General features: G+C 59.8%; 28 protein-coding genes. 17 read left to right on the top strand and 11 right to left on the bottom strand.

Annotated elements, in window-relative coordinates:
• Window positions 1-361 (bottom strand): S49 family peptidase (locus tag AC33YF_RS07550; protein ID WP_491776587.1); only part of this gene is annotated, 361 nt, incomplete at its 3' end.
• 678 nt (window positions 362-1039) lie between these two features.
• Between AC33YF_RS07550 and AC33YF_RS07545 the strand changes: the two genes are divergently transcribed.
• Window positions 1040-1408: a hypothetical protein gene (locus tag AC33YF_RS07545; RefSeq protein WP_491776586.1), complete on the top strand. Its 369-nt coding sequence runs from the start codon at window positions 1040-1042 to the stop codon at window positions 1406-1408.
• Between the two features lie 89 nt (window positions 1409-1497).
• Here AC33YF_RS07545 and AC33YF_RS07540 read toward each other — a convergent pair whose 3' ends face one another.
• Both AC33YF_RS07540 and AC33YF_RS07535 read right to left on the bottom strand, forming a co-directional pair.
• Window positions 1498-2316 (bottom strand): tRNA1(Val) (adenine(37)-N6)-methyltransferase, encoded by an 819-nt coding sequence (locus AC33YF_RS07540; protein WP_491776585.1) that lies wholly within the window; start codon window positions 2314-2316, stop codon window positions 1498-1500.
• Window positions 2288-2521 (bottom strand): putative signal transducing protein, encoded by a 234-nt coding sequence (locus AC33YF_RS07535; RefSeq protein ID WP_491776584.1) that lies wholly within the window; start codon window positions 2519-2521, stop codon window positions 2288-2290. Before AC33YF_RS07535 ends, AC33YF_RS07540 begins: the two co-directional genes overlap by 29 nt.
• Before the next feature lie 117 nt (window positions 2522-2638).
• Between AC33YF_RS07535 and AC33YF_RS07530 the strand changes: the two genes are divergently transcribed.
• The gene (locus AC33YF_RS07530) at window positions 2639-3655 is read left to right on the top strand and encodes a polyprenyl synthetase family protein (protein ID WP_491776583.1); all 1017 of its coding nucleotides are present in this window, start codon (window positions 2639-2641) and stop codon (window positions 3653-3655) included.
• Window positions 3656-3671: 16 nt separating this feature from the next.
• On the opposite strand, the gene AC33YF_RS07525 is transcribed toward AC33YF_RS07530, so the two are convergent.
• The 3 genes from AC33YF_RS07525 to AC33YF_RS07515 all read right to left on the bottom strand — a co-directional run bounded on the left by AC33YF_RS07525 (window position 3672) and on the right by AC33YF_RS07515 (window position 8228).
• Window positions 3672-4604 (bottom strand): 4-(cytidine 5'-diphospho)-2-C-methyl-D-erythritol kinase, encoded by a 933-nt coding sequence (locus AC33YF_RS07525; RefSeq protein WP_491776582.1) that lies wholly within the window; start codon window positions 4602-4604, stop codon window positions 3672-3674.
• Window positions 4605-4633: 29 nt separating this feature from the next.
• Window positions 4634-6400, bottom strand: a complete 1767-nt coding sequence (locus tag AC33YF_RS07520; protein ID WP_491776581.1) for a tetratricopeptide repeat protein — start codon at window positions 6398-6400, stop codon at window positions 4634-4636.
• Between the two features lie 166 nt (window positions 6401-6566).
• The gene (locus tag AC33YF_RS07515; protein ID WP_491776580.1) at window positions 6567-8228 is read right to left on the bottom strand and encodes an electron transfer flavoprotein-ubiquinone oxidoreductase; all 1662 of its coding nucleotides are present in this window, start codon (window positions 8226-8228) and stop codon (window positions 6567-6569) included.
• 129 nt (window positions 8229-8357) lie between these two features.
• On the opposite strand from AC33YF_RS07515, the gene AC33YF_RS07510 reads away from it, so the two are divergent.
• Both AC33YF_RS07510 and moaB read left to right on the top strand, forming a co-directional pair.
• Complete coding sequence (locus AC33YF_RS07510) at window positions 8358-9194, top strand: uracil-DNA glycosylase (RefSeq protein ID WP_491776579.1); 837 nt, start codon at window positions 8358-8360, stop codon at window positions 9192-9194.
• A 45-nt stretch (window positions 9195-9239) separates the two neighbouring features.
• Entirely contained in the window at window positions 9240-9809 is a 570-nt protein-coding gene (gene moaB / locus AC33YF_RS07505) for a molybdenum cofactor biosynthesis protein B (RefSeq protein WP_491776578.1), read from the top strand.
• 151 nt (window positions 9810-9960) lie between these two features.
• On the opposite strand, the gene AC33YF_RS07500 is transcribed toward moaB, so the two are convergent.
• Both AC33YF_RS07500 and AC33YF_RS07495 read right to left on the bottom strand, forming a co-directional pair.
• Complete coding sequence (locus AC33YF_RS07500) at window positions 9961-10587, bottom strand: TIGR04282 family arsenosugar biosynthesis glycosyltransferase (RefSeq protein WP_491776577.1); 627 nt, start codon at window positions 10585-10587, stop codon at window positions 9961-9963.
• A gap of 13 nt (window positions 10588-10600) precedes the next feature.
• On the bottom strand, window positions 10601-11290 hold the full coding sequence (locus AC33YF_RS07495) for a TIGR04283 family arsenosugar biosynthesis glycosyltransferase (RefSeq protein ID WP_491776576.1): 690 nt from the start codon (window positions 11288-11290) through the stop codon (window positions 10601-10603).
• Between the two features lie 64 nt (window positions 11291-11354).
• On the opposite strand from AC33YF_RS07495, the gene AC33YF_RS07490 reads away from it, so the two are divergent.
• Window positions 11355-12524, top strand: a complete 1170-nt coding sequence (locus tag AC33YF_RS07490) for a PA0069 family radical SAM protein (RefSeq protein ID WP_491776575.1) — start codon at window positions 11355-11357, stop codon at window positions 12522-12524.
• A 54-nt stretch (window positions 12525-12578) separates the two neighbouring features.
• Complete coding sequence (gene rnhB, locus AC33YF_RS07485; protein WP_491776574.1) at window positions 12579-13268, top strand: ribonuclease HII; 690 nt, start codon at window positions 12579-12581, stop codon at window positions 13266-13268.
• Here rnhB and AC33YF_RS07480 read toward each other — a convergent pair.
• Complete coding sequence (locus AC33YF_RS07480) at window positions 13265-14023, bottom strand: alpha/beta hydrolase (RefSeq protein WP_491776573.1); 759 nt, start codon at window positions 14021-14023, stop codon at window positions 13265-13267. The genes rnhB and AC33YF_RS07480 overlap by 4 nt on opposite strands.
• Window positions 14024-14177: 154 nt before the next feature.
• Between AC33YF_RS07480 and AC33YF_RS07475 the strand changes: the two genes are divergently transcribed.
• Complete coding sequence (locus tag AC33YF_RS07475) at window positions 14178-15275, top strand: site-specific DNA-methyltransferase (RefSeq protein ID WP_491776589.1); 1098 nt, start codon at window positions 14178-14180, stop codon at window positions 15273-15275.
• A gap of 11 nt (window positions 15276-15286) precedes the next feature.
• On the opposite strand, the gene mutY is transcribed toward AC33YF_RS07475, so the two are convergent.
• Window positions 15287-16372: an A/G-specific adenine glycosylase gene (gene mutY / locus AC33YF_RS07470; RefSeq protein ID WP_491776572.1), complete on the bottom strand. Its 1086-nt coding sequence runs from the start codon at window positions 16370-16372 to the stop codon at window positions 15287-15289.
• Between the two features lie 83 nt (window positions 16373-16455).
• On the opposite strand from mutY, the gene AC33YF_RS07465 reads away from it, so the two are divergent.
• The 10 genes from AC33YF_RS07465 (at window position 16456) to AC33YF_RS07420 (ending at window position 25664) form a co-directional block, all read left to right on the top strand.
• Entirely contained in the window at window positions 16456-17013 is a 558-nt protein-coding gene (locus AC33YF_RS07465) for a DUF721 domain-containing protein (protein WP_491776571.1), read from the top strand.
• Window positions 17014-17162: 149 nt separating this feature from the next.
• Window positions 17163-17885 (top strand): DsbA family protein, encoded by a 723-nt coding sequence (locus AC33YF_RS07460; protein WP_491776570.1) that lies wholly within the window; start codon window positions 17163-17165, stop codon window positions 17883-17885.
• Window positions 17886-17993: 108 nt separating this feature from the next.
• On the top strand, window positions 17994-18644 hold the full coding sequence (locus tag AC33YF_RS07455; RefSeq protein WP_491776569.1) for a DsbA family protein: 651 nt from the start codon (window positions 17994-17996) through the stop codon (window positions 18642-18644).
• A gap of 127 nt (window positions 18645-18771) precedes the next feature.
• Window positions 18772-22221: a chromosome segregation SMC family protein gene (locus AC33YF_RS07450; protein WP_491776568.1), complete on the top strand. Its 3450-nt coding sequence runs from the start codon at window positions 18772-18774 to the stop codon at window positions 22219-22221.
• A 221-nt stretch (window positions 22222-22442) separates the two neighbouring features.
• Window positions 22443-22844, top strand: coding sequence for an AtpZ/AtpI family protein (locus tag AC33YF_RS07445; protein WP_491776567.1), 402 nt, complete (start codon window positions 22443-22445; stop codon window positions 22842-22844).
• Window positions 22845-22915: 71 nt separating this feature from the next.
• The gene (locus tag AC33YF_RS07440; RefSeq protein WP_491776588.1) at window positions 22916-23641 is read left to right on the top strand and encodes a F0F1 ATP synthase subunit A; all 726 of its coding nucleotides are present in this window, start codon (window positions 22916-22918) and stop codon (window positions 23639-23641) included.
• A 42-nt stretch (window positions 23642-23683) separates the two neighbouring features.
• Window positions 23684-23911: a F0F1 ATP synthase subunit C gene (locus AC33YF_RS07435; RefSeq protein ID WP_491776566.1), complete on the top strand. Its 228-nt coding sequence runs from the start codon at window positions 23684-23686 to the stop codon at window positions 23909-23911.
• Between the two features lie 39 nt (window positions 23912-23950).
• Window positions 23951-24436, top strand: coding sequence for a F0F1 ATP synthase subunit B family protein (locus AC33YF_RS07430; protein ID WP_491776565.1), 486 nt, complete (start codon window positions 23951-23953; stop codon window positions 24434-24436).
• A gap of 3 nt (window positions 24437-24439) precedes the next feature.
• Window positions 24440-24931 (top strand): F0F1 ATP synthase subunit B family protein, encoded by a 492-nt coding sequence (locus AC33YF_RS07425; protein WP_491776564.1) that lies wholly within the window; start codon window positions 24440-24442, stop codon window positions 24929-24931.
• Between the two features lie 88 nt (window positions 24932-25019).
• Window positions 25020-25664 (top strand): SOUL family heme-binding protein, encoded by a 645-nt coding sequence (locus tag AC33YF_RS07420; RefSeq protein ID WP_491776563.1) that lies wholly within the window; start codon window positions 25020-25022, stop codon window positions 25662-25664.
• On the opposite strand, the gene AC33YF_RS07415 is transcribed toward AC33YF_RS07420, so the two are convergent.
• Window positions 25645-26345: phosphodiester glycosidase family protein (locus tag AC33YF_RS07415; protein ID WP_491776562.1), on the bottom strand; the 701-nt coding region annotated here is incomplete at its 5' end. The two genes, AC33YF_RS07420 and AC33YF_RS07415, sit on opposite strands and share 20 nt — an antisense overlap.

Raw genomic sequence — 26345 nt, 5'->3', positions numbered from 1 at the left:
CATAAATCTCATCGCCGGCAAGCGACAGCATGTAGCCGCCAGAGGCCGCGACATCTTCGCAGAAGGTATAGACCTTGAGGTCCTTCTCCTCGGCGAGTGCACGAATACGCTTATGAATAAGCGTCGATTGGACTGCCGCCCCGCCCGGCGAGTTGATTTGAATTGCAATCGCTTTGGCGCCACGCATGCCAAAGGCTTTGTCAATCGCAGCAGCAACGGTCGGCAGGGACAGTTCTTGCCGGAAAGGAGAGCTTATCCCGATAGGTCCGCTAAGGCGCAGGACGGGCACGAGCGGGTGGGACTTCGTCCAACGCTCGGGAATTAAAGATTTCAGCGTATCCAAGAAACCATTATCGCTCATTGCTGTACCGTATCGCGGGGGCCTTCGGGATCAAAGCCCATTAGATCGTGACCAATAAAGGCCAGACCGGGGCAGTGTCCGCCTGGCCTGTGCCCGAAGTCTTTCGTTAGACAGATCCTGCAAACAGACATGGGCCGAGGGTGTTCGCGTGTTGTATAGTCGGTGTAACGTCGTACCGTGTTGAACGGCCAGCCGAAGACTGCAGGCGTTACGAGGGGGACAGCTCGGTGAAAAAATTTGCCATCCTAGCGAGCCTAGCGGCAGCCGTGGCATTGCTTGGCGTCTCGTTTGTGTCACAACCCGCCGATGCGAGCTGGTGCCGCAAGGTCTGGCGCGACGGTTATTACAGCCGCGGATCTTGTGGCCGGCGCTTCGTCGCTCCGGGCCGCTACGTTCGGCCGCGCGCCGCTTACTACAAGCCACGGCGCTGCCGCTCCCGATATGGCTGCGGCAGATACCCGTACGCATATTTCCCATATTGGCGAACGCACACCTCGGGCGGCTGGTATTATCGCTAGCGCTCCCCGACCGCATCGCAGTCCGACCCAAGGCCGGTATCTCAACCTGATACCGGCTTTTCTTTTTTGAGGCTGAACGACCAATGAACGCGATCCTCAGTCCCAGTTCAGTCCCGCGCCGCTAGTCTTATGCCTAAGACCGAGGACATACGGCGGCGTGATGGCTGCCCGAAACGAGGCGACGACGATGCTGAAATCAACTCTTCTTGTCGCGGCCATGATGGTGGCCGTTGGTTCAACAACGGCTCATGCAGGCTCCGCCGGTGGCTACGGTGGTAAGGGCCATGACCGCGGCCGTTATGGAGGCTATGAGCACAACTACCGGCCCAGTCCCTATGCTGGCCGCTATCGCCGCAATCGGGGGCACTATGGCGGCCGGAAAAAATACCAGTATGGCCCTGGTTGGATCGACTATCGCGGCCGCCCCTACTGCCACTTTGCGCCGCGCAAAGTCCCAATCCGGGTCTGGGACCGCCGCGGAAATCCCTACCGCAAATGGGTTTGGAAGGACGTAAGGGTCTGCGTCTAGCTGTGTTCTTCAGGCCTGAGCTTCCTCGGAAAGCTCAGACCCCTGAGGGGCCGCGCCCTCTCCCCGATGCGATTGCCCCGCCCCACCCATCAAGAGCGCCTCGATGGGTCGGGACGCCCTAGTGGCAATGGCTCTCCATTACGCAAGACCGCCTCGGCCTCGCCGGTATAGGCGCCGTCTTCTTCATGCAGCACCAGCCCCGGCAAAAGCCGAAGGCTCGCACGGCTATTCTTGCGTCCCTGGACGATGACGCGAGACGCGGGGAGCCCCTGCCTAGGGAAAAGCGGGTAGATCGTCAGCGCACCGAAGCGGTCCTTCAAGACATCCAGGAGCAGGCCGACAAACTCAGCCCGATGGATCAGGGTCAGCAGCGCACGTGGTCTGCCCATACTGGTCAAAAAGCGAACCCAGTGATCCAGCTCTCCCTCAGGCATGACATGCGCATTCGCACGCGATGTGTCGGCGGTTACGCGCACCGCTCCTTCTCCGAAAAAAGGTGGGTTTGCAATAGCGTGGTCGTACGTCTCACGGACAAGCCCCATCTCGCCCAAAACCTGGCCAGACTCGGTGACATCAGCCTCAATCACACGAAAACGGTCGCCGAAGCCATTCCGTTCCGCATTCGTCCGAGCCAGCGCGCATTGAGCGTTGTCGATCTCAACGCCGGTAACGTGGATACCGGGAACGCGCGCCATAAGGCATAGACCGGCTGTGCCCGCGCCTGTCCCTGCATCGAGCACCCGCTCTCCGTGCCGCGCCGGTACCGCGGCGGCAAGAAAAACGGCATCGCTGCCGCCCCGGTGCCCCGTTTTTTGCTGAACCAGTTCGATCCGTCCGCCGAGAAAGGCGTCTGTGGTCGTATTCGGCTCGCCGGAGCCCCTAGGACCGATCGTCGCGCTCGAGATCACTGCCAACGCCTGCCTCGGTGAGCATCGCACGTGCCCTACTCACCGACTCTCCGTCCACCAGGATGCGCTGAGGAAGAACGCCGATCGACCCCTCCATAACGCTCATATTGGTGTCCAGCACTGTAAACACGATGCCTGCTTCTTTCAGAAGCGCGCTCACAAATGAAATGAGCACTGGGTCGGTCGACCGTATCAATTCTTTCATCGCCACAACCGCTCCACGAATGCCACCGCAGCCTTATTCTTCATTTCGACCCGCCGACAGTGCTATAAGCGCTCGGCACCGAGGGAAACGAGACCCTCCACCAGAGGAGACTGGACTGTGGGCATTGTCGTCAAGCTTACGGACCCGCGCGAACCCGGCGCGAGCCTTGCCCCGCTCTTCGCGCTTGTCGAGGAGGACATGGACCGAGTCAACCAATTCATCTTGGATAAAGCCCGCTCGAATGTCGACTTAATCCCCGAGCTTGCGCGGCATCTAATCGATTCTGGGGGGAAGCGCCTGCGTCCCATGTTGACGATCGCCTCGGCGAAGTTATGCGACTATCAGGGCGATGGGCACCAATGGCTCGCGACTGCTGTCGAATTCATGCATACGGCAACGCTGCTCCACGACGACGTCGTCGATGAGAGCAACCTCCGGCGGGGTAAGACCACCGCGCGGCTCCTGTGGGGCAATGAAGCCAGCGTTCTCGTTGGCGATTATCTGCTCGGCCAGTCCTTCAAAATGATGGTTGAGGTCGGCTCCCTGGGCGCCTTGCGCATCCTTTCGGATGCAGCGGCGATTATCGCCGAGGGAGAGGTCATGCAGCTCGTAACGGCCAATAACACTGACACAACGGAGGATGACTATCTCGCGGTCATCGACGCAAAGACGGCGGCGCTATTCGCGGCTGCCGCCGAGGTGGGCGCCGTGATTTCAGAGCGGCCTAAATCTGAAGCTGCAGCATTGCGTTCGTTCGGGCGCAATCTTGGTGTCGCGTTCCAGCTTGTTGATGATGCGCTCGACTATTCCGGCGAGCAGTCGGAGCTCGGTAAGAGCGTCGGTGACGATTTTCGGGATGGGAAGATCACGCTACCGGTCGTACTTAGCTATCGTCGCGGCAATAACGAAGAGCGCCTGTTCTGGGAACGGACACTCAAGCAAGGCGACATCGGCGAAGACGATTTGCGAAAAGCAATCGACCTCATTGCCAAGCATAATGCGTTGGCCGACACCATGGAGCGTGCGCGCCACTACGGCGCGATCGCACGCGATGCGCTCGCGATTTTCCCTGATGGCGACGTGAAGTCAGCATTGCTTGGCGCAATCGAGTTCTCCGTGAGCCGGCCTTACTGACCCCCTGTGTAAACGATCACGGCGCTGCGTGAGGACCTCCAAGCATCCCAGCGGTGACCCACCAGTCTGGTTCTCGCTCGGCGAGAAGGATTGCGGCCCGTAGCGCCTCGCGCGGCGAAGGAAAAACTGCGAGACAGGTCGCACCCGACCCCGAAAGACGAACGAGCCGAACGCGGGCCAGGCTACCAAGTGTTGAGAGTACCGCCTGAACCTCAGGTGCAAGCCTAAGCGCTGCAGGCTCGAGATCGTTTGAACGCCTTGATGCGTAGTCGATGAGCCTCTCGAAGCTTCCTTCGAAATCGAGCCGTGGCACCGGCTCCTCTTGGCCCTCGAAACGTTCAGCCCGGAGCCCACTGTAGACCTCCGCGGTGCTGAGTTTCACGCCGGGATTGGCAAGCAGGACCCCGCACTGCGGAAAGCCTTTCACCGCTTCGATGCGCTCGCCACGACCTGACATCATCGCAGGCTTGCCGTGTAAACAGACTGCCACATCAGAGCCCAGCTCAGGCGCCAGGACCGCAACATCGCTTAAAGAGACCGCGTCGTCCTTTGCTTGGACGAGCAGTCGCAGCGCCGCTGCGGCGTCCGCCGATCCGCCTCCAAGCCCTGCCGCAACGGGGAGTGTCTTCACAAGCCGAAACGTGCCGGAGTTAAGTTGAGGAAATCGGTCTTTTGCCGCTCGCGCCGCGATCAAAATAAGATTCTCACCCGACAAGCCCTTGGCAAAAGGCCCCTCTATGTCGAGCGCAAACGCATCAGAGCTGTTCGACGCTTCTGCGAGCTCCGATGCACCGGACGGCACATCGGGATCGTATGGGAGAAACTCAAGCGAGTCGCCCACGCCGGCGAAGGCGACGAGGCTCCTGAGCTCATGGAAGCCATCATCGCGACGGCCCAGCACCTCGAGCGTGAGATTGAGCTTAGCCCAAGCGATTTCCCGAATACGCATTTGGCGACACGAGTATCGCCAAACGACGACTATTGCGAGGTGTTTTGCTTAGCCTCGACCATCTCAGATGCGGACATCGTCGCTGTAGGCTCATCCAAGCCAGATGTGATCTTCTTCTCTAGCGACTTCCGCAGGTCTTCGTCCTCTGGCTCCAGCGAGAGGGAGTAGCGCCACTGATAATTCGCTTCGAGCTTGCGCCCCACGCGCCAATAAGCATCACCGAGGTGATCGTTGATGGTGGGGTCCTCGGGCTGCAACCCGACAGCCCGTTCCAACTGTTGGACCGCTTGCGGCAGGTTCCCCAAGCGATAGTGCGCCCAGCCGAGACTATCGACGATGAATCCATCGTCGGGCCTCAATCTTACAGCCTTGCGGATGTATTCCATTCCCTGATTAAGATTGATCCCTTGATCGACCCATGAGTATCCGAGGTAATTCAATACGGCAGGCTCCTCCGGATTCAACTTGAGGGCTTCTTTAAAATCGACCTCGGCCGCGGGCCAATTCTTCAGACGCTCGTTGGTGATGCCGCGCGAATAGTACAGCGGCCAATCCTGCTCCGTTGGTTCATCGACCAGGTCGATCGCGCGGGTGTAATACTCGCGAGCTTCTTGATACCGCTCTTTGTATCTGAGTATGTTCCCAAGAGCGTCGAGCGGGCGGATGTCCTTGGGGTTGTCCGCGATAATCCCCTCAAGCAGATCCTTTGCATCGTCGATACGATCTAGCGTGGCGAGGGCGCGAGCTTTCTGAAGTTGAACCGTAAGCCACAATGGCGAGGATTCCGGGACCTTCTCGAAAGCAGCGATTTCGGCTTCGTGCTTCTTCGCCTCGGAATAGGCTCCGGCGAGCACAACGTGGGCCGACGGGAAATCTGGCCGAAGGAGCAAGGCGTACTTTAGATAGAGAGAGCCGGCTCCCAGGTTGCCCTCGCCCACAGCAACACTACCGATGCCATAGAACACCTCGGCGAGCCCATCCGAAGGGTTTCTGACTATAAGATTTGGCCGCTTACCCTGCTCGATTTCTTCAAGAAGGGTTTCTGTAATGGGATGTGGATTCGCCTTCGCCATATGCAGTTTGAGCGATGCGACCGCAAGCTCAGCGCGGTTCCCGCGCGCGGCGTGGCGTGCGTAGGCTTCTGCGAGTCGGACCATTCGCTGGTTCCGCTTGAAGGCAGACTCAAAAGATTTACTGGCGAGCTGGTGCCGCCCAGCGACGTCGGCAATGAGCGCTCGATGGTAGTCCAGATAGAATTTGGCCCAGTCGGCAGTGCCCAGGATGTCGAGCGTCTCGAAAGCATTTGAGTGCTCACCTCGAGCCTCCTGAACCCAGGCGCGCGCGAGCGTAGAGGTTGGATCTACGGTTGGGCCCTGCCGTGCATCGTTGAGATGCCCCTCCGCTCTGTCGAATTCGCCCTGGTTGAACGCGTTGATCGCCAATAGAAACCGAGCGAATCGATGTGAGGGCTCGGCCTTGACAAGATCCGCGGCAAGTTGGCTTGCGCGCTCCCAATGTCCTGAACGGGCCGCCAGCAAAAACGCCTGTTCGAGAATTGCCTTATTCGTCGGATCGGCTCTGAGCGCTTGGGTGTAAAACTCGGCCGCGGCTTCAGTGTCTTCATTCTGACGGGCGACGCGGCCAGCAAGGTAGTTGCCGAGAAGCGTTCGACCGCTCCACCCCCCCGGTTCTCTCGCCACTACCTCCGAATAGGCCGTCGGTGCCGCCAAAAGAGCGGCCAGGATAACCGATCGCCATGCCCACTTCCGCAAAGCCCCACTGTTGGGATTCGTCATATTTTCGGCCCGGCTTCCGCCGCCCCAAGCTTGTTTGTCCATCGCACCCTAACAGGCTAAGCGCTTTGACCTGTCATGAAAACTATATTTGGGTTCAAAGGCGGCGCGTTTGTGGCCCCTCGCCTGGAGCACATGAGCAATCCGTAATGTTTGGGGAGCAAGAAAACTACATATTGGCGTAGTTAGGGCCGTCGCCTCCCTCAGGCACGACCCAGGTGATGTTCTGGGCCGGGTCCTTAATGTCGCAAGTCTTACAGTGCACGCAATTCTGCGCGTTGATTTGGAAGCGAACTGAGCCCGCTTCTTCAACGACCTCGTAAACATTCGCGGGGCAGTAGCGCTGGGCCGGCTCGTCGTAGTGCGGCAAGTTTTCCTCGATCGGCACAGTCGGGTCCGCGAGCGTTAGATGCACGGGCTCATCCTCGTCATGGTTAGTGTTCGAGAGGAACACCGACGAGAGAATATCGAATGTGAGCACGTTGTCTGGTTTTGGGTACTCGATTGGCTTCGACTTCGCCGCAGCACGTAGGCTCGCATAATCAGCTTTCTTGTGCTTCAGCGTGTACCCGAGGAAGGGCAAGATCGTATTGATCCACATGTCGAAGCCCCCGAGCGTGACGCCCAGTCGCGTGCCGAAACGAGACCACAGCGGCTTAACATTGCGGACCTTCTTCAACTCCTTGGCTACCGAGCTCGCATCGTAGGCTTGGATGTACTCGAGAAGCGTGTCGCGCGCCCGTCCGGCCTCCAGTGCGCCGAAGGCAGCTTCGGCAGCCATGATGCCTGACAGCATCGCGTTGTGAGACCCCTTAATGCGCGGCACATTTACGAAACCAGCCGCGCAGCCGACAAGCACGCCGCCGGGAAAGGCAAGCTGCGGAACGGCCTGGTAGCCACCCTCGGTCAGCGCCCGCGCGCCGTAGGCGAGGCGTTTGCCCCCCTCAAGATGACGCGCAATGACGGGGTGGGTCTTGGATCGCTGAAACTCCTTGAACGGGTGGAGATAAGGGTTGGCGTAGTCGAGGTGCACGACGAAGCCCACCGAGACCAGGTTGTCGCCGAAGTGGTAAACGAACGACCCTCCGCCCGTCTTGTTGTCGAGCGGCCAGCCCATCGTATGTTGCACCAACCCCGGCTGATGATTCCCCGCCGGGATTTCCCAAAGTTCCTTCAGGCCGATCCCGAACTTTTGCGTGCCGCTATCTTCATCCAGACCGTACTTCTTGATGAGCTGCTTGGTGACCGAGCCACGCGCGCCTTCAGCAAAGAACGTGTACTTGCCCATGAGCGCCATGCCCGGCGTGTAGCTATCTTTGTGGCTGCCATCCTTCGCGACGCCGAGATCACCTGTGATGACGCCCTCAACCGCACCATCCTTGCCGATGATGACATCAGCCACCGCGATTCCAGGATAAACCTCGACCCCGATCGCCTCCGCCTGCTCCCCGAGCCACTTCGTCAGATTGCTGAGGCTTCCGGCGTAGCATCCGTGATTGTTCATCAGCGGTGGCATGAAGAGGTTCGGCAGGCGGACTTCTCCCGCTTCAGCGAGGTAGTAAAACATATCTTTCGTGACGGCATCGGTAAGCGGCGCGCCTTGCTCGCGCCAATCGGGAACGAGCGTGTCGAGCCCGATGGGATCGATAACGGCGCCCGAAAGTATGTGGGCGCCGACCTCGGACCCTTTTTCCAAGACAACGACAGACAGCTCCTTGTCCTTTTTTGCAGCGAGTTGCTTGAGCCGGATCGCAGCGGACAGGCCAGCCGGACCCCCACCCACGATCACCACATCGAACTCCATCACGTCCCGTTCGACCTGATCGCTCATCTCAGCCCTTTCTGTTTTTTTCGCGCACCCGGCCGCCCCCAGCTATTGCCGCATCCGTGGCATATTTGGTGCTAAAGTCATGGTTGTTGTCTTGAACTGACAAATATCGGATCGGCCCTGGCCACGCAAATGAGAGAAAGCGACGTAAAACAACACTTAGGCCTGCTGGCTTGGTATGCCGCGATGGGCGTGGACGAGGCTATCGGCGAGGTCCCGATTGACCGTTTTGCCGAACCTACGACACCGGCGCCTCCGGCGAACTCCGAGGCCAAGCCCAAGGCGCAGGCTCAGGCAACACCGCAGACTCAGGCAACGCCTAAGACTCCACCCAAAGCGGAACGGAAGGCCACAGCTCCGTTGTCGACGACTGCGCCCGAACCGAAGCTCGACGAGATCACGACGCTAGCCGAACTGGCAGAAGCCGCAGCCGCATTCGACGGTTGCCCGCTTAAGCGCACCGCCAAGTCCACGTGTTTCGCGCGCGGAAGCACGGAGGCGAAAGTCATGCTCATCGGAGAAGCGCCAGGTCGCGATGAGGATCTTCAAGGCAAGCCGTTCGTGGGACGGGCCGGCAAGCTCCTAGACAAAATGCTGTCCGCGATCGACCTGGACGAGACGTCTGTTTACATCACCAACACGATCTACTGGCGACCGCCGGGCAATCGCACCCCAACAACCCAAGAAATTGCATCTTGCGCCCCCTTTCTGACGCGGCAGATTGAGTTGCTCAACCCAGAGGTGCTTGTTCTGCTTGGTGGCGCCGCCGCGAAGTCCATGCTCGAAACAACCGAGGGCATCATGCGCCTTCGCGGCAAGTGGAAACCATATCGATCGAAAGACCGAGACATCCCGGCACTTGCGACGTTACATCCCGCTTACCTGCTTCGCTCGCCAGAGGCGAAGCGCTATGCCTGGCGTGATTTGCTCATGCTCAAGGAACGACTGAGCGCGCCCCAAGAAAGCTGATCAGCCACTGAAGCCGCTCTGCGACAAGGCTGGAGGAAAGTTACAATGTCCGCCCGTATTGATTACGACCGCGCTTTCGTTCCCTTGCGCCTCGCCGTGCTGACAGTCTCCGACACGCGCACGGCAAAGACGGACAAGTCCGGCCCCCTCCTCGTGCAGATGATCGAAGAAGCCGGTCACGTTGTCGCCGACCGGATGGTCTCGCCTGATAATGCGAAGTCCATCCGCAATACGGTAAAGGCTTGGGTTAAAGACGATGGCGTTGATGTCGTCATAACGACGGGTGGAACGGGTTTCACAGGACGCGACGTAACGCCCGAAGCGCTGCGGCCCCTATTCGACAAAGAGATCGACGGGTTCGCCACGCTGTTCCACATGCTGAGCTATCAGACAGTCGGAACGTCTACGGTGCAATCCCGCGCTTGCGGTGGCCTCGCCAAGACAACGCTCATTTTCTCCGTACCCGGATCACCTGGCGCCTGCAAAGACGCGTGGAACGGCATTCTGAAGTTTCAGCTCGATGCCCGGCACCGCCCCTGCTCTTTTGTCGAACTCTTGCCTCGGTTCGCGGAGGAGAAAAAGAGCAAGAAGAAGAAGAAGAAGAAGAAGAGATAGCCAAGCCTCTCCGTCCCCAATTTACTCTGAAATGGAAGCCTTCAGGCGCCTCTCGAAGGTTGCCATTGGATAGGCCTCCCGTTGTCCTTCGAGGCTCCCTGCACCCGCACCTCACGATGACGATGTGAGTGCATGCCCCCTCAAGGAGCCGCTAGCGTGGTAAGACAAGGCGCTCGGCGAAGCGTCGCTGAGTTTTGAAGTCCTCTGCGGTGTCGACATCGCGAAGGCGAGTTGCTAGCCTTGTCTTTCGTCCGCTCAAGTTCTGTCGCGTAACGGCAAGCGCGCGGTCCGAAGACCAGGGTACACCGTTGAACGGGGCGAGCCGCCTTGGACAACTTCGGAGGCCGACCAGCCAATAACCGCCATCCTCCGCAGGACCGAAGACGGCGTCGGCTTGCCCAAGGCATTTAAACGCTTCGGCGATATGTCCGGCGGTGATTGCAGGGATATCGCTGCCGACAATGATCGAGGGCCCGGGTGGGACAAGGTCGAACAGGCGCTGCATGCGTTGGCCAAGATCGCCCTCACCCTGAGGCAGGCACGGAATACGAGGCCATGACGGCCAACAAGCAGCAGTCACAGACGCATCAGGTGCCACTGCGAGGTAGGTCTGCCAGCGCAGATCTGCGCCCAAGCGCATCAGCGTGTGGCGCAAAGTAGTCCTGTAGAATCGCGCGGCTGCGGCGGCGCCAATGCCGTTTGCTAGCCGCCGCTTAACGGCGCCTGCCCTCGGCTCTTTGGCCATGACGATCAGACGTGCCGCGAAGGCCGAAGCCACGCTCCGCCGCCTGCTAGCCATAGAGACGTGCGAGCACGCGGGGCGGAACGCGCAAGAGATAAAGAAGCATGAGCCCGAAATTGCGGAAGCTACGCAATAGATAGCCGTCGTCCTGATAGCGCTTGGCGCTCGTGACCGCGGCCGTTTTCAGCCCGCAGAGTTCGCGGCGCTTAATCCGGCGCACGAGGTCAACGTCTTCCATCAGTGGCAACGGACGAAATCCGCCAAGCCTCTGATAGTGTCTGCGGGAAATCAAAAGACCCTGGTCCCCATAGGGCAGCGAGAACAGCGCGCATCGAACAGCGACCATCATTTCTATGAGCCGAGGCATAAAGCCGTTATCGTTAAGGGCGAAGCGAAAATAGGCGGCCGTTGGCTTGCGGCGTCCCGTCTCGATCCGCTCTATCAAGCTGGTGACTTCGTTAATCCAGCCCGGTTCAAGCACCGTGTCGGCGTGCAAGAACAGGAGCCAATCCCCTTTTGCAGCAGCGGCGCCCGCCTCCAGCTGCGGTCCCCGGCCACGTGGCGCTCGCACAACATGCGTGCCTGCCGCATCGGCGATGACATAAGTGTCGTCCGTCGATCCCCCGTCCGAGATGATCGCCTCCTGAACGATGCCATCGACGACGGCCGGCACAAGCGCCGACAATGTCGGGACTAAATCTCGTTGGGCATTGAGCGTGGGGATAACGACCGAAATCATGGGCCGGACTATAGCTGCTGCCGAGGCCTCAGCAATCATCACATGCGACCCAATCCAGCACTAGATGCCACATGTTCTTGATTTGTTCCAGCCTCGGACCTATATTGCGGGCATGAGTGTCGCAATTCGAAAACCAACCCGTGAAGAGAGCCTACCCCATGAGCTTGGCGGCATAGCTTACGGCCGCCGCCATGGACGCGGCGCACAAAGCAATCGTTCAGGCCGCTTTGAGCCAAGAACTTACGGGCCCGTGGATGACGGGTGGGAGTCCTTAGGCGATCTCGATGCGCTGCAAACGGAAGTCCAGGAAGTCCCGGCCCGCCGCGTCATCACCAAGAATGAATCCCCGGACATTGGGTTTGACCGGTCAATCAACCCCTATCGTGGCTGCGAGCATGGGTGTGTTTACTGTTTTGCGCGCCCGACGCATGCCTTTCTCGGCATGTCACCGGGTATCGACTTCGAGACAAAGCTCTTTGCTAAGACCAACGCAGCGCAAGCACTCGAACGCGAGCTGGCAGCACCGGGGTACGAGCCCCGCATGATCGCGATCGGCTCGAACACCGACCCCTATCAGCCGGTCGAGCGGCGGTATCGCATTATGCGGCACGTTTTGGAGGTTCTAAGCGAAACGAACCACCCGGTTGGCATTGTCACCAAATCGGCCCTCGTTTTGCGCGACCTCGACATTCTGCAATCCATGGCCGAACGCGGCTTGGTCAAGGTTGCTCTTTCCGTCACAACGTTGGACCGCAAGCTTGCCCGTGCCATGGAGCCGCGCGCCAGCACGCCTGATAAGCGGCTAGAAGCTGTTGAAGCGCTCGCAGATGCCGGCGTTCCGACGTCTGTGATGATCGCTCCCGTTGTGCCAGGTCTTACGGACGCAGAGATAGAACGTATCTTGGAGCGGGCCTCAGCGGCGGGCGCCTGCGAGGCAGGGTACATCCTGCTTCGCCTTCCGCTGGAGATAGGCGATCTCTTTGTGGAATGGCTAGGAGCCAATTGCCCAGACCGCGCAGACCGCGTGCTGTCGCTGATGCGCCAAACCCGCGGCGGAAAGCTGTATGACGCGCAGTGGCAGGGCCGTATGGAAGGTGACGGGCCGTATGCATGGATGATCGGCCGACGGTTTCAGATGGCTGCTGAACGACTGGGACTCGACAAGCCGCAGAAGTTGCGAACCGATCTCTTCACGCCACCGACACTACCGGGACAGCAACTCAGCCTGCTGTAAGGGCTTTTCCACAGTGGCGGAGGGCATTGCTGCGTTGCCCTGTTGCGCAAGCCCATGGCTTCGTCCGACAGTTTCGATATGGAATCGTCGGCGCGGGCGCATCCCGGTCTCCCTAACTTCGATCTCGAGACAGAGATGATGGCTCTGCATGGCTTGCCCGTGGCAGGCATTGACGAGGCCGGCCGCGGACCGTGGGCTGGGCCGGTCGTTGTGGCCGCTGTCGTGCTGGACTCCAACCGTATTCCCGAGGGGCTAAACGACTCAAAGAAGCTGACGCCGCAAGCGCGCGAGGATCGCTTCGAGGAGATAGCCGCAACAGCGCGCGTCTCAGTCGTTATCGGCCAAGTGCAGCGTATTGATCGCGACAATATTTTACAAGCGACCCTTTGGGGCATGCGTGCCGCGTTCCGGACGCTCGAGGTTTCTCAGGCGACGGCGTTGATCGACGGAAATGCCGTCCCCAGACGTTTTCCGGGTACGGCCCGTGCTGTCATTGGCGGCGACGCAAAGTCGCTGTCCATTGCGGCCGCCTCAATCGTCGCGAAGGTGACCCGCGACAGGATCATGATGAAACTCGCCAAGCGCTATCGCGGCTATGGCTGGGAGACAAACAAGGGCTACGGCACAGCAGAACATGCCAACGGCATAGAGCGACATGGCCTTTGCCCACATCATCGCCGTTCCTTCGCGCCTATCCGACGCATCCTGGCTGCGCGCGGCGCAATCGCGGAGGTCGAAGGCTAGCCCAGCCAGTCCGCGATGCGTATGGCGATCTTGTCCGCGCCATCCTCAACGACCACCATGTGAGCATGGTCCTCCAGAACCCAAAATGGGCTGCCCGGATAAGCGTCCGCCGTTGCCTTCGCAGCCTCAACTGAGACGACGCGATCGTCACGGCCAGATCCAGATAGTGTGAGCACGGGGCAACGTGTCGCCTGCGTATCAACGACGGTCGCCCGGGTCTGATCGAACATCCAGAAGAACAGCTCGAACAGCGCCTGGCCCGATTCCGGCCCGAAGGATTCAAACACCTTGCGCTGTCTTTCAGGCGAGAGACGATTGAGACTGATGTCGCAGGCGATCTCAAAATTCGGTTCGAAGGCCCGCGTCCAGAAAGGTCCGAGCGACATCAAGTCTTGCCCAAGTTGCTTCTCGGGGCTCGAAGGCGGCAAGATTCCGGCGCGAGGCGCCGGGCTCACCAAAACAAGCTTCTCGGCAAGACCCTCCGCTGCTAGCTGCTGGGCAATAACCGCGCCCATGGAATGCCCGAGTAAGACCGGTTTCCTTGGAAGCTGTGCAATAAGATCGCGCATCTGGGCGAGATAGTCCGCGATACCGACGCCGGTAAGTTTTTCGATACCGTTCGCCTTGTCGGCGCCATGCCCAACAAGATCTGGCGCGAAGCACTCAAACCCACGCGCCTCAAACACCGGTTTAAAGGTTTCGAAGCACCAGCCGCCACAATTGACGCCGTGCACCATGACAATTGCTTCTGCCAATCGTTTCTCCTGTTGGCTCAGCCTTATCGTCAGCCGATTCTGCCGACTTCTCCTGGATTAAGGCCCCCTTTACTCCGCTCAGCCAGCATAGGCCGGTCTTGCCGAAGACAGTACGGCAAGCGCGTGTGTGTATTTCGTAACGCGAGTGAGTATCATGGGTGTGGGGGATTCGGGGGAGCGGCAACTTCCTCGCAACAAAATCATTGTCGGCGACTGCGTGGAGGAGCTTCAGAAGTTTCCCAGCAAGAGCATCGATCTTGTCTTCGCTGATCCGCCTTACAACCTCCAGCTCGCGAACGAGCTTTACCGGCCAAACAACAGCCGTGTGGACGGGGTCGACAACGACTGGGACAAGTTCTCCAGCTTCGAATCCTACGACCGCTTCACGCGAGACTGGCTAACCGCATGCCGCCGTGTGTTGAAGCCTAATGGCAGTCTTTGGGTCATTGGCAGCTATCACAATATTTTTCGCGTCGGCACCGCGCTTCAAGACCTCGGCTTCTGGGTGCTGAACGACGTCATCTGGCGCAAAACGAATCCCATGCCCAATTTCCGGGGCCGTCGCTTCACCAACGCGCATGAGACGATGATCTGGGCCTCGATGGGTCAGAAGGCCCGCTACACCTTCAACTACGAGTCCATGAAGGCGCTAAACGAGGATCTGCAAATGCGGTCGGATTGGCTTCTGCCGATCTGCTCGGGCGCCGAGCGCCTAAAGCAAAACGGGCGCAAGACCCACCCTACCCAGAAGCCTGAGGCTCTGCTGCAGCGGGTGATTCTCGCTGCGAGCCATCCCGGCGACGTGGTTCTGGATCCCTTCATGGGCTCCGGCACGACCGCCGTCGCCGCTAAGCGACTTAGCCGCGCCTTTCTTGGGATCGAGCGCGAAGGCGCATACGCCAAGGCAGCGCGCGAAAGGCTCAAAGCCGTCAAGACACTCGATCCGGCCTCGTTGCAGGTCGCCAAGGGCAAGCGGGCCGAGACGCGCGTGCCGTTCGGCGCGCTCGTGGAGCTTGGCCTCTTATCGCCGGGGACGGCACTCTACGATCCCGCTGCGCGTCACGAAGCAAAGGTCCGCGCGGACGGATCGATCGCCTGCGGGGACGCGCAAGGCTCCATCCACAAGATCGGGGCGCATGTCCAGGGCGCCATGGCCTGCAATGGCTGGACGTTCTGGCACTACGAAGCCGACGGGGCGCTCAAGCCTATCGACGCGTTGCGCGCCGAGGCTCGCCAGAAGCTGGCGTCCTAGCCTCCACATTCTCAGCAGTTCAGCGCCGAGCCAAGAACCTTGCGTATCACCGTCGGCAATGCGGCGTTCCTGAGATCTTGCTGCGCGACCCAACGGCAACGCGCAGGCTCGGCCACGGACCTCAGCGCTGCGCGCGGCTGAACCTCGGCCCGGTAGACCGCCAGCTCAAGATGGAAATGCGTGAAGGTGTGCGTCACGATCTCAGAAAGTTTTTTCCAGGAGCCTTTAACGGGCGCGTACGTTTCTGCGGCCTCCGATTGTGGCTCTTCCAACCAAGGGGTGGATGGCGTCTCCAGCATGCCACCCAATAGTCCCTTTGGTGGCCGTTCGCGTAGGAGCACCGCTCCGTCCTTACGAATCGCGACAAAGGCCGCGCCGCGTCGCGTCGGCCGCGTGGCCTTCGCCGCCTTGTAAGGCAACTGCTCCGCGATACCTTTTGCAAAGCCAAGGCAATCCAGCCGCACTGGGCAAAGGCCGCAAGCCGGACGCCGAGAGGTGCAGACCGTTGCGCCGAGATCCATCATTCCTTGCGCATAATCACCGGCGTGGGTCGCAGGCGTCAGCTTCTCCGCCAGCGACTTGATTTGTGGCTTGGCTGCCGGTAATCGCGTTTCGATTGCAAACAGCCGCGCGACGACGCGTTCGATATTGCCGTCCACGGGCCAGGCACGCCGGCCGAATGCTATCGCCGCAATGGCCGACGCAGTGTAGGCGCCGATCCCGGGCAGCTCGCGCAAAGCCTCCTCCGTGTCTGGGAATCGTCCACCATGGGACTCCGACACGGCCCGCGCACAGGCGTGCAGATTTCGCGCTCGGGCGTAGTAGCCAAGGCCAGCCCACGCGGCGAGGACTTCGCCCAACTCCGCTCGGGCGAGCGCGTGCACATTGGGCCAGCGGCGCAAAAAATCGATGAAGCGCGGGGCCACCGTCTTGACGGTCGTCTGCTGCAGCATGACTTCGCTTAGCCAGACTTTGTATGGGTCCTGCAGCTTCCCAGGCGGCGCACGCCATGGCAGAGCGCGCGCCTCGCGCCGGTACCAAGCCAGGAGCTTCGGCGCGATGGTCGCGATACCGCTACTGGGGCCAGTGTTTTGCATGTGAACGTCTTGCATAAATCCTTATGCCGTGCGCAATCCCTCCACACTATGGTGTAGACTCAGGGGCCAACAAAGGAGCGGCAGTGTACAACACGAGGCGACAGCCCAAAGGCGGCCCGCGGGCGATCGGCGCCTTTGTTGAGAGGGCATTGGACAAAGCGGCGCGTGAGCGGGGCTTTGCGACCAGCGCGCTCCTTAGCGACTGGCGCGCCATCGCCGGTGCCGAGCTAGCCCGTGACACCATGCCGGACCGAATCATTTGGCCCCGACGACACCGGGATTGGGACGATGATGAGGGAGGTTCGCCAAATAAAGGTGGCTACAGGTCCGAAGGAGCGACGCTTGTCCTTCGCATAGAGGGACCGCGAGCCATCGAAGTACAACATCGCGCAGCGCAGATACTCGAGCGCATTAACGCCTATTTCGGCTATCGGGCTGTCACGGAGATGCGCTTTCTGCAGGCGCCCATATCCCGCGTAGCACGCCCAAAGCGCGCTCCGAAGCCCCCACTCCCCGCATACGCCTTGCCCAAATCCGCGGGCATTCAAGACGCCAAGCTGGCTCAAGCGCTAGGCCGGTTGGGTGCGCTGGCTGTGCAGGAGGCGGAGGCCCGCCGGAAACCACGAGGTCGTCGGAGCTGAGCCTTATGGCCTGACGGCTAGGTTTTGCGCTCACAAGGGGTTGAAGCGAGGCCACTTTTACCCGCTTGCTCGAACCGCCTTGTTCGACGATTGTAGGCGCCGAATGACGCGGGCATCCGCGAAAAGAAGGAAAAGCCGGAGAATTCGACGTGGCAAAACCTGATAAGGAATCAACCGACGCCTCGACCGAGGCCAAGAAGAACAAAACAGGCCTTTATACAATCGGCGCACTCGTCCTCGGCGCATTGGCCGTGGGGCTGTTCGTCTTAAACGCCGAAGCACCGCAAGACCCAAACGCACCTCAGGCCGATCCAGAGCTGGTGGCCCTTTTGGAAGAGGGGCCGCTTGAAGACATCGCGCTGGGCGATCCGAACGCGGATACGGTGATTGTGGAATACGCCTCGATGACATGTCCGCATTGCGCACACTTCTACGACGAGGTGTTTCCCAGGCTGAAAGAGAAGTACATCGATACGGGCAAGGTTCGTTTCATCTTCCGCGAGTTTCCCCTCGATGGCCTGGCGGTGGCTGCGTCCATGCTGGCCCGCTGCGCTGGCAACGATCGCTTCTACCCGATGGTTGACGGGCTCTTTGAGACTCAGGAAACCTGGGCCGTACCGGGTGCCGACGGCAAGGATAAGCTGAAGCTCATTGCAAAGCAGGCCGGCTTCTCTGAAGAGAGCTTTGAGACATGCCTTGCAGACAAGCAGCTGTTCGACAAAATCGTGGCCGTACGCAAGAAGGCACATGAAGACTACGGCGTCGACGCGACGCCGGCCTTCTTCGTCAACGGCAAGCGTCTTGATGGCATAGCTTTTGAAGTCTTCGAGGCCGCGATCGAAGGGACACCTGAGACGCCACCCAGCGGCTGAGCGCGCATTGCCGACGTGGCGACCTCATTTTGGGCGGCACGGGCGCACGATACTTTTGCGGAGATCGCGCTGAATAAGCTTGGATTGAAGTCCTATGGGGGATGATCTTTGCGGCTTAGCAGACTAGCCACGATCTTCTTCAGCATTGCCGCGAGCCTGAGCCCGCTCGTGCTTGGCTCCTGTGGCGGACCTGGCGGCGCGACGCCTGAGGCGACGTCCCTAGAGGACCAACTCTTGGAGCCAGGACCGCTCGGGGACCGCGAATACGGCAACCGCAATGCCCCTGTGACCATTATCGAGTATGTATCCCTCACGTGCCCCTATTGCCGTGCCTACCACGCCAAGGTCTTTCCCCGCATCAAGCGGACCTATGTCGACACGGGACGCGTGCGCTACATTATCCGCGAATTCGCGATAGGGCAGACCGCCGGCGCAGCCGCGATCGTCACAAGATGCGCCCCACAGGGTAAGTTCTTGGCGCTAAACGAGGCCTATCTCGCCCGTCAGAGCGAGTGGGTGAGCCAAGAGATGCGTCCTGACGCGCTCTACAAAATCGCGAAAAGTAGTGGAATGAGCCGTGCGCAATTTGACAAATGCTCATCGAATCAAAGCATTATCGATGGATTGACGGAGGTTAAGCAGCGGGGACGCAAATATGGCGTTGTGGGAACGCCAACGTTCTTTATCAACGGCAAGAAGCTTCAAGGCGAGGTGACCTTCGAGCAGATGAAGGCCTTGATAGAACCGCAGGCCTCTTAATCTGAGGCGTTGCGAATCGCCGTGTCCCCGGCCAAGTTCAGGTCTCGTCGCGTTCTGTAACCATGTAAGCGTTTAGCCCGCTCCGAATTCGGGCGGCCTGGTTCCAAAGACAAAGGATTGTCAGCAGGTGCAAATCTCTCGCCTTCGCCTTCTTGGGTTCAAATCGTTCGTTGAGCCCACCGAGCTCGTGATCGAGCGGGGCTTGACTGGCGTTGTCGGTCCCAATGGCTGCGGCAAGTCTAACTTGCTGGAGGCCTTGCGCTGGGCAATGGGCGAGACGTCCTATAAGAGCATGCGCGGCTCTGCCATGGACGATGTTATTTTTGCTGGCGCGCAAGACCGGCCGGCCCGCAACACCGCCGAAGTCACGCTTTTCATCGACAATAGCGAGCGCCTGGCACCAGCCGAATTCAACGACGCTGACGTGCTCGAAGTTACCCGACGCATTGAGCGCGAAGCCGGCTCCGCCTATCGGGTCAACGGCAAGGATGTGCGAGCCCGAGATGTCCGGCTCCTCTTCGAGGACGCGGCAACGGGCGCCCGTTCGCCAGCTCTCGTGCAACAAGGCCGTATCGGAGAAATCGTCAGCGCAACGCCGTTGGAGCGGCGGCGTGTACTGGAAGACGCAGCCGGCATTGCAGGTCTTCACAGCCGGCGCCACGAGGCCGAATTGCGTCTCAGAGCTGCAGAGAACAATCTGGCGCGTCTCGCTGACTTGATCGGCCAGCTAACCTCACAGCTCCAGGCAACGAAGCGTCAGGCACGCCAGGCAAAACGCTACCGCAACATCTCAGATAAGATTCAAGAGATAGAGGCGCTCTCTTACCATCTGCAATGGGAAGACGCCTGCGCACAGGTCGAAACGGACGAGGCTGCTTTCCAGCAGTCGCTGACAACCGTAGCCGAGGAGACCAAGGCCGAGTCTGAGGCGCTGCGCCTGCAATCCGAGGCGGCTGACAAGCTCCAGCCCCTTCGCGACGAAGAGGCCGGCCGTGCGGCGGTTCTGCACCGTCTCAGCGTTGACCGCGATGCATTGGAGCGGGAAGAGGCCCGTGCAAAAGCCCGGCAAGACGAGCTAGAGACACAACTTGCACAAACCGCGCGTGACTTGACGCGCGAGGAAGAGCAAATCGCCGAAGCCAACAAGGTCCTGAAGGGCTTGGCTGAAGAGAAAAAAGGCCTTGAGGCGGCGGGCACGAACAACACCCTTGAACCACAATTGCGAGAAGCAGCTGCCAGCGCCGCATCGGTCTTAGCTTCGGCGGAAGCGGCGCTACGAACCGCAACCAACGAGCTTGCCGAAGCCCGGGCTGAACGGGGCCGTCTCGAGACCGAGCAAACACGCCTGTCCGGCCAGATCGCACGGTTTTCGTCTCAGTCCGAGGACCTGGCGCAACAGCTCGCAGATCTCGAAGCGTCGAGTGGCGGCGCAGAGCGGCTTTCCGAACTAAACGCAGATGCCGATCGGATATCCGCTCTTCTTGAGGACGCGGCAGCCGCGCTATCAGAAGCCGAAGCCGCTGAAGAACAGGCGCGGTCCAACGAGGATCATTCTCGGACCGCGCTTGCGGATGCCAAGCTTGCTCGCCAAGAGATCGAGACGGAGTTGGCAACGCTGTTGAAGCTGCTGGCGCCGGCGAATGAATGGACGCCTATCGTCGAAGATGTCAGGATCGAAAGCGGGTACGAGCATGCGGTTGGCGCAGCATTTGGCGATGATTTGGATGCGGCGGCCGAAGACAGCGCCCCGGCCCATTGGCGCAAGATCGGCGGCACGGGCGACGAACCAGCCCTGCCAGACGGCGCCGAGCCTCTTGGCAACTTCGTGACAGGACCCGGGGCATTGACGCGTCGGCTAGCGCAGATAGGGCTGGTGGACGCAGAGCAAGGGCCCAAGCTTCAGTCAGTTTTGAAACCAGGGCAGCGCCTCGTAACCAAGGCGGGAGATTTGTGGCGGTGGGACGGCTACAGCGTCCAGGCTGGCGCGACGACGGCTCAAGGTGCGCGCTTGGAAGAGCGCACACGGCTCGAGTCGCTCAAAACCTTGCGGGTCGAGGCCGAGGCCACCCAGGCCGCAGCTGAGCAGTCGCTTGGAGCCGCTGCCGACGCAAGCCAGGCCGCAAGCGAGAAGACCAAGGAACTCCGCCTCAAGATCCGAGAGGGTCGCGCCGAGCTCGACCAGACACGAAACGCTCTCGCCACAGCGGAGCGGGAGATTCAGGCGAACAGCAAACAACTCGGTGCCCTATCGGAGGCCTTGAGCCTGACCAACGCCGCCCATGAAGACGCCAAAGAACAGGCGGATGTTGTGGCCAGTGCGCTCCAGGAACTGACCGCGCTCGAAGGGCTGATAGCAGCGCTGGAGACAGCGCAGACCGACGCCGCCACGGCCCGCTCCGAGGCGGCGCAGGCTGAGGCCAATTTGAAGAGCTTCGAAAACGAGGTTCGGCTCCGTACAGAGCGGATCGGGGCAATTGCCGCCGAAGAGGACCTCTGGCGCAAGCGGGTTGCGAACGCCAACACGCAGATTGAGACGTTGGGCACCCGAAAGTCAGAGACGACAACAGACCTGGAGACCCTTGCCAAGCTGCCGGCGGAAATCGAGGAGCGCCGCGCCAAGCTGATGGACGCGATTGCGGAGGCCGAGAGCGACCGGTCGAAAGCGGCGGACGAATTGGCGGAAGCTAAAACTGCCTTGCGGGAACATGAGAAGGCCGTACGGGCCGTCCAAGAGAGCTTGTCGTCGGCTCGCGAAGACAAAGCTCGCAGCGAGGCACGTCTCGAAGCCGCGCGCGAGCGCCGCACGTCGCTTTCCCGGCTTATCCGAGAGCAGATCGATTGCGCGCCGGAACAGTGCCTGTCACGTGCAAATCAGCCTAAAGGCGCCGGACTGCCCACCCTCGATGAGGTGGAGCCGCGCTTGGCCAAACTCAAGGCCGATCGGGAGCGCCTTGGCGGGGTGAACCTTCGGGCTGAAGAGGAAGAGATCGAACTTGCCGCGCAGCTGGAGGACATCGAGCGCGAGCAGGGCGACGTCGAAGAAGCAATAGCCCAGCTGCGCCAGGGAATTTCCAGTCTAAACCGCGAGGGGCGGAAGCGCCTCTTGGAGGCCTTCGATACCGTCAATGCCCATTTCTCGCGCCTTTTCCAAACGCTGTTTGGGGGCGGCACGGCTGAGCTGAGGCTTGTCGATTCCGACGATCCGCTTGAATCCGGTCTCGAAATCTTTGCCCAGCCCCCGGGCAAAAAGACCCAAACCTTGTCGCTCATGTCGGGCGGCGAGAAAGCGCTCACCGCCCTGGCGCTGATTTTCGCGGTCTTCCTCACCAACCCCTCGCCCATCTGCGTACTGGATGAAGTGGATGCCCCGCTGGATGACGCCAATGTGGACCGGTTCTGCCGATTGATGGATGAGATGTCGAAAGAAACCCAGACTCGATTCCTCATCATCACTCACCATCCGCTGACCATGGCCCGTGTGAGCCGGCTATTTGGTGTGACGATGCAGGAGCGCGGCGTGAGTCAGCTGGTATCTGTCGATCTAGACACCGCCGAACAGCTTCGTGAAGCGGGCTAGACTCCCACACTGGGTGCCGACAAGCGACTGTTTTTGCGCTGGTTTTCTGACCAATCTCCCTGTCCATCTTTGGTCGAGACAACAAACTCGCCGACCCGCCACCAAAGCAGCACAGTCTCGCGTGGGACTTTCTTGACACTCGGGATTCCCTAACTAAAGTGCGCGCGAAGCTTGGGAACCAGCTGGTTCGCTCAAGGCTTTCCCGGAATTGAGCAAGTGCAATGGCCGGAGCCAAAAAACAGTCTGGAGCCAAGAACGGCGACCAGGACACTGAGAGTATCAGGCGGCGCCTAGACACGCTCGATGGGAAGCTTACGGAGGCCCGGGGCCTGGGTGCACCGCCATTAGAGGCACAGGCACGCGGAAGGGCCATGGGCCAAGCTTTGAAGTTGTCGGTCGAGTTGGTCGGCGGCGTTGTGGTTGGGGGACTTATCGGCTGGGCATTAGACCAGCTGTTTGGCACCAAGCCGATTTTGCTGTTGGTCTTCTTGGTCTTGGGGGCCGCTAGCGGGATTATGAATGTGATGCGGACGGCAAAGGCTATGCAGGAAGAGCCGATGCCTGGACACCACTTGCGCGTCCAAGACGAGCGTGATGTGGCGGCAGAGAACGACAAGGATTAGGGACTTTGACCTTGATTGGGGCAGCCTACGCGGCTGAGAGCGCGGGTCACGGGGATGGTCATGGTGGCGGCATGCCCGATCCCATGCACCAGTTCGAGATCAAGCGTCTGATTGAGCTCGATCTCTTCGGCTTCGACGCATCGTTTACCAATTCGGCCTTGTTCATGACGATCGCGGCGGTGCTGATCACGGCACTTACGCTACTCGCCATGCGCACCGGCTCACTGGTCCCGGGGCGGCTGCAATCCGTTGCCGAACTATCCTACGAGTTCGTCGCCAACATGGTCCGCGACAACGTCGGAACCGACGGGATGAAGTATTTCCCCTTCATCTTCACCCTGTTCATGTTCGTGCTCGCGCTCAACATGCTTGGCATGCTCCCATACTCCTTCACTGTTACGAGCCACATCATCGTCACATTTGCGCTCGCTGCTTTCATATTCATCGGCGTCACGATTATCGGCTTCTGGAAGCATGGCATCGGCTTCCTGAAGTTTTTTGTGCCGTCGGGCGTGCCATTCGTCATGCTGCCGCTGCTGGTGGTGATCGAAGTAATCTCATACCTCACGCGCCCTGTGAGCCTTTCGGTACGCCTGTTCGCGAACATGATGGCGGGCCATACAATGCTGAAAGTGTTCGGCTCGTTCGTCGTGGCGCTTGGTTTTCTCGGCGGCTGGGCGGCCCTCGCCTTCATGGTGGCCTTCACCGGCCTCGAAGTTCTTGTGGCGTTCTTGCAAGCCTATGTGTTCGCCATCCTCACATGCATCTATCTCAACGATGCGCTTCACATGCATTAAGCATCCACCAACACAAATCGACCCCTTCAAGGAGACAGAACTATGGAAGCAGAAGCAGCAAAACTGATTGGCGCAGGCCTTGCCTCGATCGCGCTTGTTGGTGCCGGCGTCGGCATTGGCACCATTTTCGGCAACTACCTCCAGGGTGCCATGCGCAACCCATCGGCGGCACCCGGGCAGTTCGCGAACTTGCTTCTCGGCTTCGCTCTTGCCGAGGCGACGGGCCTGTTCGGCCTCGTGGTGGCATTGATCATTCTATTTGTGTTCTAGTCTGAGCCGTCACTAGGTTCATCCTAAAGGACACGACCCATGCCACAACTCAATCCGGCCGATTGGGCACCGCAACTCATTTGGCTGCTCATTACCTTCGGCATACTGTATGTACTGATGACTTGGGTAGCGCTCCCGCGCATTGGCGCGGTCATTGACAAGCGTGCGGCGAAAATTGCCGCCGATCTCGATGCCGCAGAGAAGAACAAGCGCGCGACTGAAGATGCTATTGCAGCTTATGAGCAGGCCTTGGCCGAGGCCAAGCAGAAAGCCCATAGCATCGTCGAAGAAGGCCGTGCCAAGCTGAAGGCCGAGACCGACGCGGAGCGGGCCAAACTTGACGAAGAATTGGCCAAGAAGTCTGCCGAAGCGGCGGCGCGGATCGATAAGGCGAGAGACTCGGCGATGAAGGACATCAGCGCCGTCGCTACGGAAGCCGCGGCTGATATCGTGACGAAGCTAATCGGCGCGGCACCCTCCAAGGCCGAGGTTGAAAAAGCCGTCGCATCGGCCCGAAAGGCGTAGGCCATGGAAATCTTCGCAACAGACAAATTCTGGGTCGCGGTTTCCTTCGTCTTGTTTGTCGCCCTGCTCTACTATTACGGGGTCCACCGTAAAGTTGCCGCAGCCCTTGATGATCGGGCGTCGTCTATTGCCAAGGAACTTGCGGACGCGCGGGCACTTCGTGAAGAGGCGGAAGCCGTTCTTGCCGACTACAAGACGAAGACGTCCAACGCCGCGCAGGAGACACAGGACATTATCGAGCTTGCCGCCAAAGAAGCCGAAGCGTTTGCCCTGGAAACTTCCCGCGCAATGAAGGAGCAATTTGAACGGCGCATGAAAGTTGCTGAGGATAAGATCGCACAAGCGGAAGCCGATGCGCTACGCGATGTCCGGGCTGCTGCCGCCGATGCGGCTGTGACAGCTGCCCAGAACATCATTTCCAGCTCTCTGACACCTGAGGCGGCCGACAAGTTGATCGACGCGGGCATCGACGGCTTGAAGTCAAAACTCAACTAGACTTCCGTTTCAAAGACTCCACTAACCGGCTTCAGGGCACCGCTGAGCGCGGCGCGCCCCGCAAAACACAATCTATTCGAAGACAGGAATGTGGAGCACGATCGCCTATTACTTGTTTCTCATAGTTGAGTCGGTTGCCGGTGTATTCGGACTTCGCCTTTCAGAAGAAGCCTCTTATCAGACTATCGCTCGCATCGGCGATCAGGTCGAGATACGGGAGTACGCGCCCGTCATAGTGGCCGAAGTCGCCTTGCCCCACGGGGATAAGCAAGCGCGAAACCAAGCATTCCGTCTACTGTTCAACTATATCTCCGGGGCAAACGCCACAGCGACAGGATCGGACAAGGTTGCCATGACCGTCCCGGTCGCCGTGGATGAACCCAAACGGATCGCGATGACCGTCCCTGTCCGGTCCAATCCTGAATCCGGGACAATGCGCTTCTTCCTGCCTGCCAAATACACTAAGGAGACGCGACCGCCCAAGCCGTGCGATACGCGCGTCAAGATAGTCGCTTTACCCGCAAGAACCATTGCCACCTTGCGCTATTCCGGCTCTGGGCGCGAAGCAAAAGAGAAAAAGCAGAGCTTACTCGAAGCGCTTGAGGCAAGCGCATGGCAAGCTTCGGGTCGTCCCTACACGCAGTATTACGATCCGCCGTTTACGATTCCATTTCTGCGGCGGAACGAAGCTGCGGTCGCCGTCGAAAAGCGCTCTACCGCACCACCGCAATGATGGGACCGTAGCCGCCATGGCCCGGCCAGTCATTCCGTCTTAGTTCCGGAGCATAGATCCCTGGCGCCCAGCCACCGTCGAGAAAGAGCGCGTCCTGCACCCCAAGACCATCGCGGAAAGCGCAAGCGAAGCTGTAGAAGCTGACTCGTCCCTTACTCATCACCAAATAGACGGTCCCATCTTCGGCCACGCCGACGCCATTGCGACGTTTGAAATCGCGCGACTTCTCGATAAAGGCCGGATGGATCTTCCCGTTGATAACCAGCATAGGTCCGGACTGCGTGGCAAAGGACGCTCTCGGCTGACGCGCACCAAATTTCCCGCTCTCAAGCACGTTCGCGCGGCCGGCTTCCCAGTAAAAGACACCATTGGGCTTCTTGAAAAAGTTCGGAATCTGGCTGGGCCGACCCTTAACCGTTTTGGTGTTGAGCGGCGAAAGGACCTTGCCTTGCTCAACATGAAGGCCCACGGGGCTGTAGTCTTGTTCATACATGCCACCGTTCATGGCAAAAACGAGCTCACGGCCTTCCTTACGCACCGATTCGGATAGCGCATTAAAAGTGCGGAAGGGACGACCGTCCGCGCCACGCCAGTAAAGACGAAGGTCGTCTGTGGCCGGATCGAACGCGCAGACGATGTAGGAAGCGCCGAGAAGCCTGCGGTCTTCGCAGCTGTCCGCAG

The sequence above is a fragment of the Methyloceanibacter sp. genome (genome assembly GCF_058506495.1).
Note: the sequence above shows the minus strand (reverse complement) of the source record. Positions and strands in the feature narration are given on the sequence as shown.

Coding starts and splice junctions, on each gene's coding strand:
- AC33YF_RS07545 (WP_491776586.1), top strand. CDS start 1,040: ATGGCTGCCCGAAACGAGGCGACGACGATGCTGAAATCAACTCTTCTT.
- AC33YF_RS07535 (WP_491776584.1), bottom strand. CDS start 2,521: ATGAAAGAATTGATACGGTCGACCGACCCAGTGCTCATTTCATTTGTG.
- AC33YF_RS07525 (WP_491776582.1), bottom strand. CDS start 4,604: ATGCGTATTCGGGAAATCGCTTGGGCTAAGCTCAATCTCACGCTCGAG.
- AC33YF_RS07520 (WP_491776581.1), bottom strand. CDS start 6,400: ATGACGAATCCCAACAGTGGGGCTTTGCGGAAGTGGGCATGGCGATCG.
- AC33YF_RS07515 (WP_491776580.1), bottom strand. CDS start 8,228: ATGAGCGATCAGGTCGAACGGGACGTGATGGAGTTCGATGTGGTGATC.
- AC33YF_RS07510 (WP_491776579.1), top strand. CDS start 8,358: ATGAGAGAAAGCGACGTAAAACAACACTTAGGCCTGCTGGCTTGGTAT.
- moaB (WP_491776578.1), top strand. CDS start 9,240: ATGTCCGCCCGTATTGATTACGACCGCGCTTTCGTTCCCTTGCGCCTC.
- AC33YF_RS07495 (WP_491776576.1), bottom strand. CDS start 11,290: ATGATTTCGGTCGTTATCCCCACGCTCAATGCCCAACGAGATTTAGTC.
- AC33YF_RS07490 (WP_491776575.1), top strand. CDS start 11,355: ATGCCACATGTTCTTGATTTGTTCCAGCCTCGGACCTATATTGCGGGC.
- rnhB (WP_491776574.1), top strand. CDS start 12,579: ATGGCTTCGTCCGACAGTTTCGATATGGAATCGTCGGCGCGGGCGCAT.
- AC33YF_RS07475 (WP_491776589.1), top strand. CDS start 14,178: ATGGGTGTGGGGGATTCGGGGGAGCGGCAACTTCCTCGCAACAAAATC.
- mutY (WP_491776572.1), bottom strand. CDS start 16,372: ATGCAAAACACTGGCCCCAGTAGCGGTATCGCGACCATCGCGCCGAAG.
- AC33YF_RS07445 (WP_491776567.1), top strand. CDS start 22,443: ATGGCCGGAGCCAAAAAACAGTCTGGAGCCAAGAACGGCGACCAGGAC.
- AC33YF_RS07440 (WP_491776588.1), top strand. CDS start 22,916: ATGCCCGATCCCATGCACCAGTTCGAGATCAAGCGTCTGATTGAGCTC.
- AC33YF_RS07435 (WP_491776566.1), top strand. CDS start 23,684: ATGGAAGCAGAAGCAGCAAAACTGATTGGCGCAGGCCTTGCCTCGATC.
- AC33YF_RS07430 (WP_491776565.1), top strand. CDS start 23,951: ATGCCACAACTCAATCCGGCCGATTGGGCACCGCAACTCATTTGGCTG.
- AC33YF_RS07425 (WP_491776564.1), top strand. CDS start 24,440: ATGGAAATCTTCGCAACAGACAAATTCTGGGTCGCGGTTTCCTTCGTC.
- AC33YF_RS07420 (WP_491776563.1), top strand. CDS start 25,020: ATGTGGAGCACGATCGCCTATTACTTGTTTCTCATAGTTGAGTCGGTT.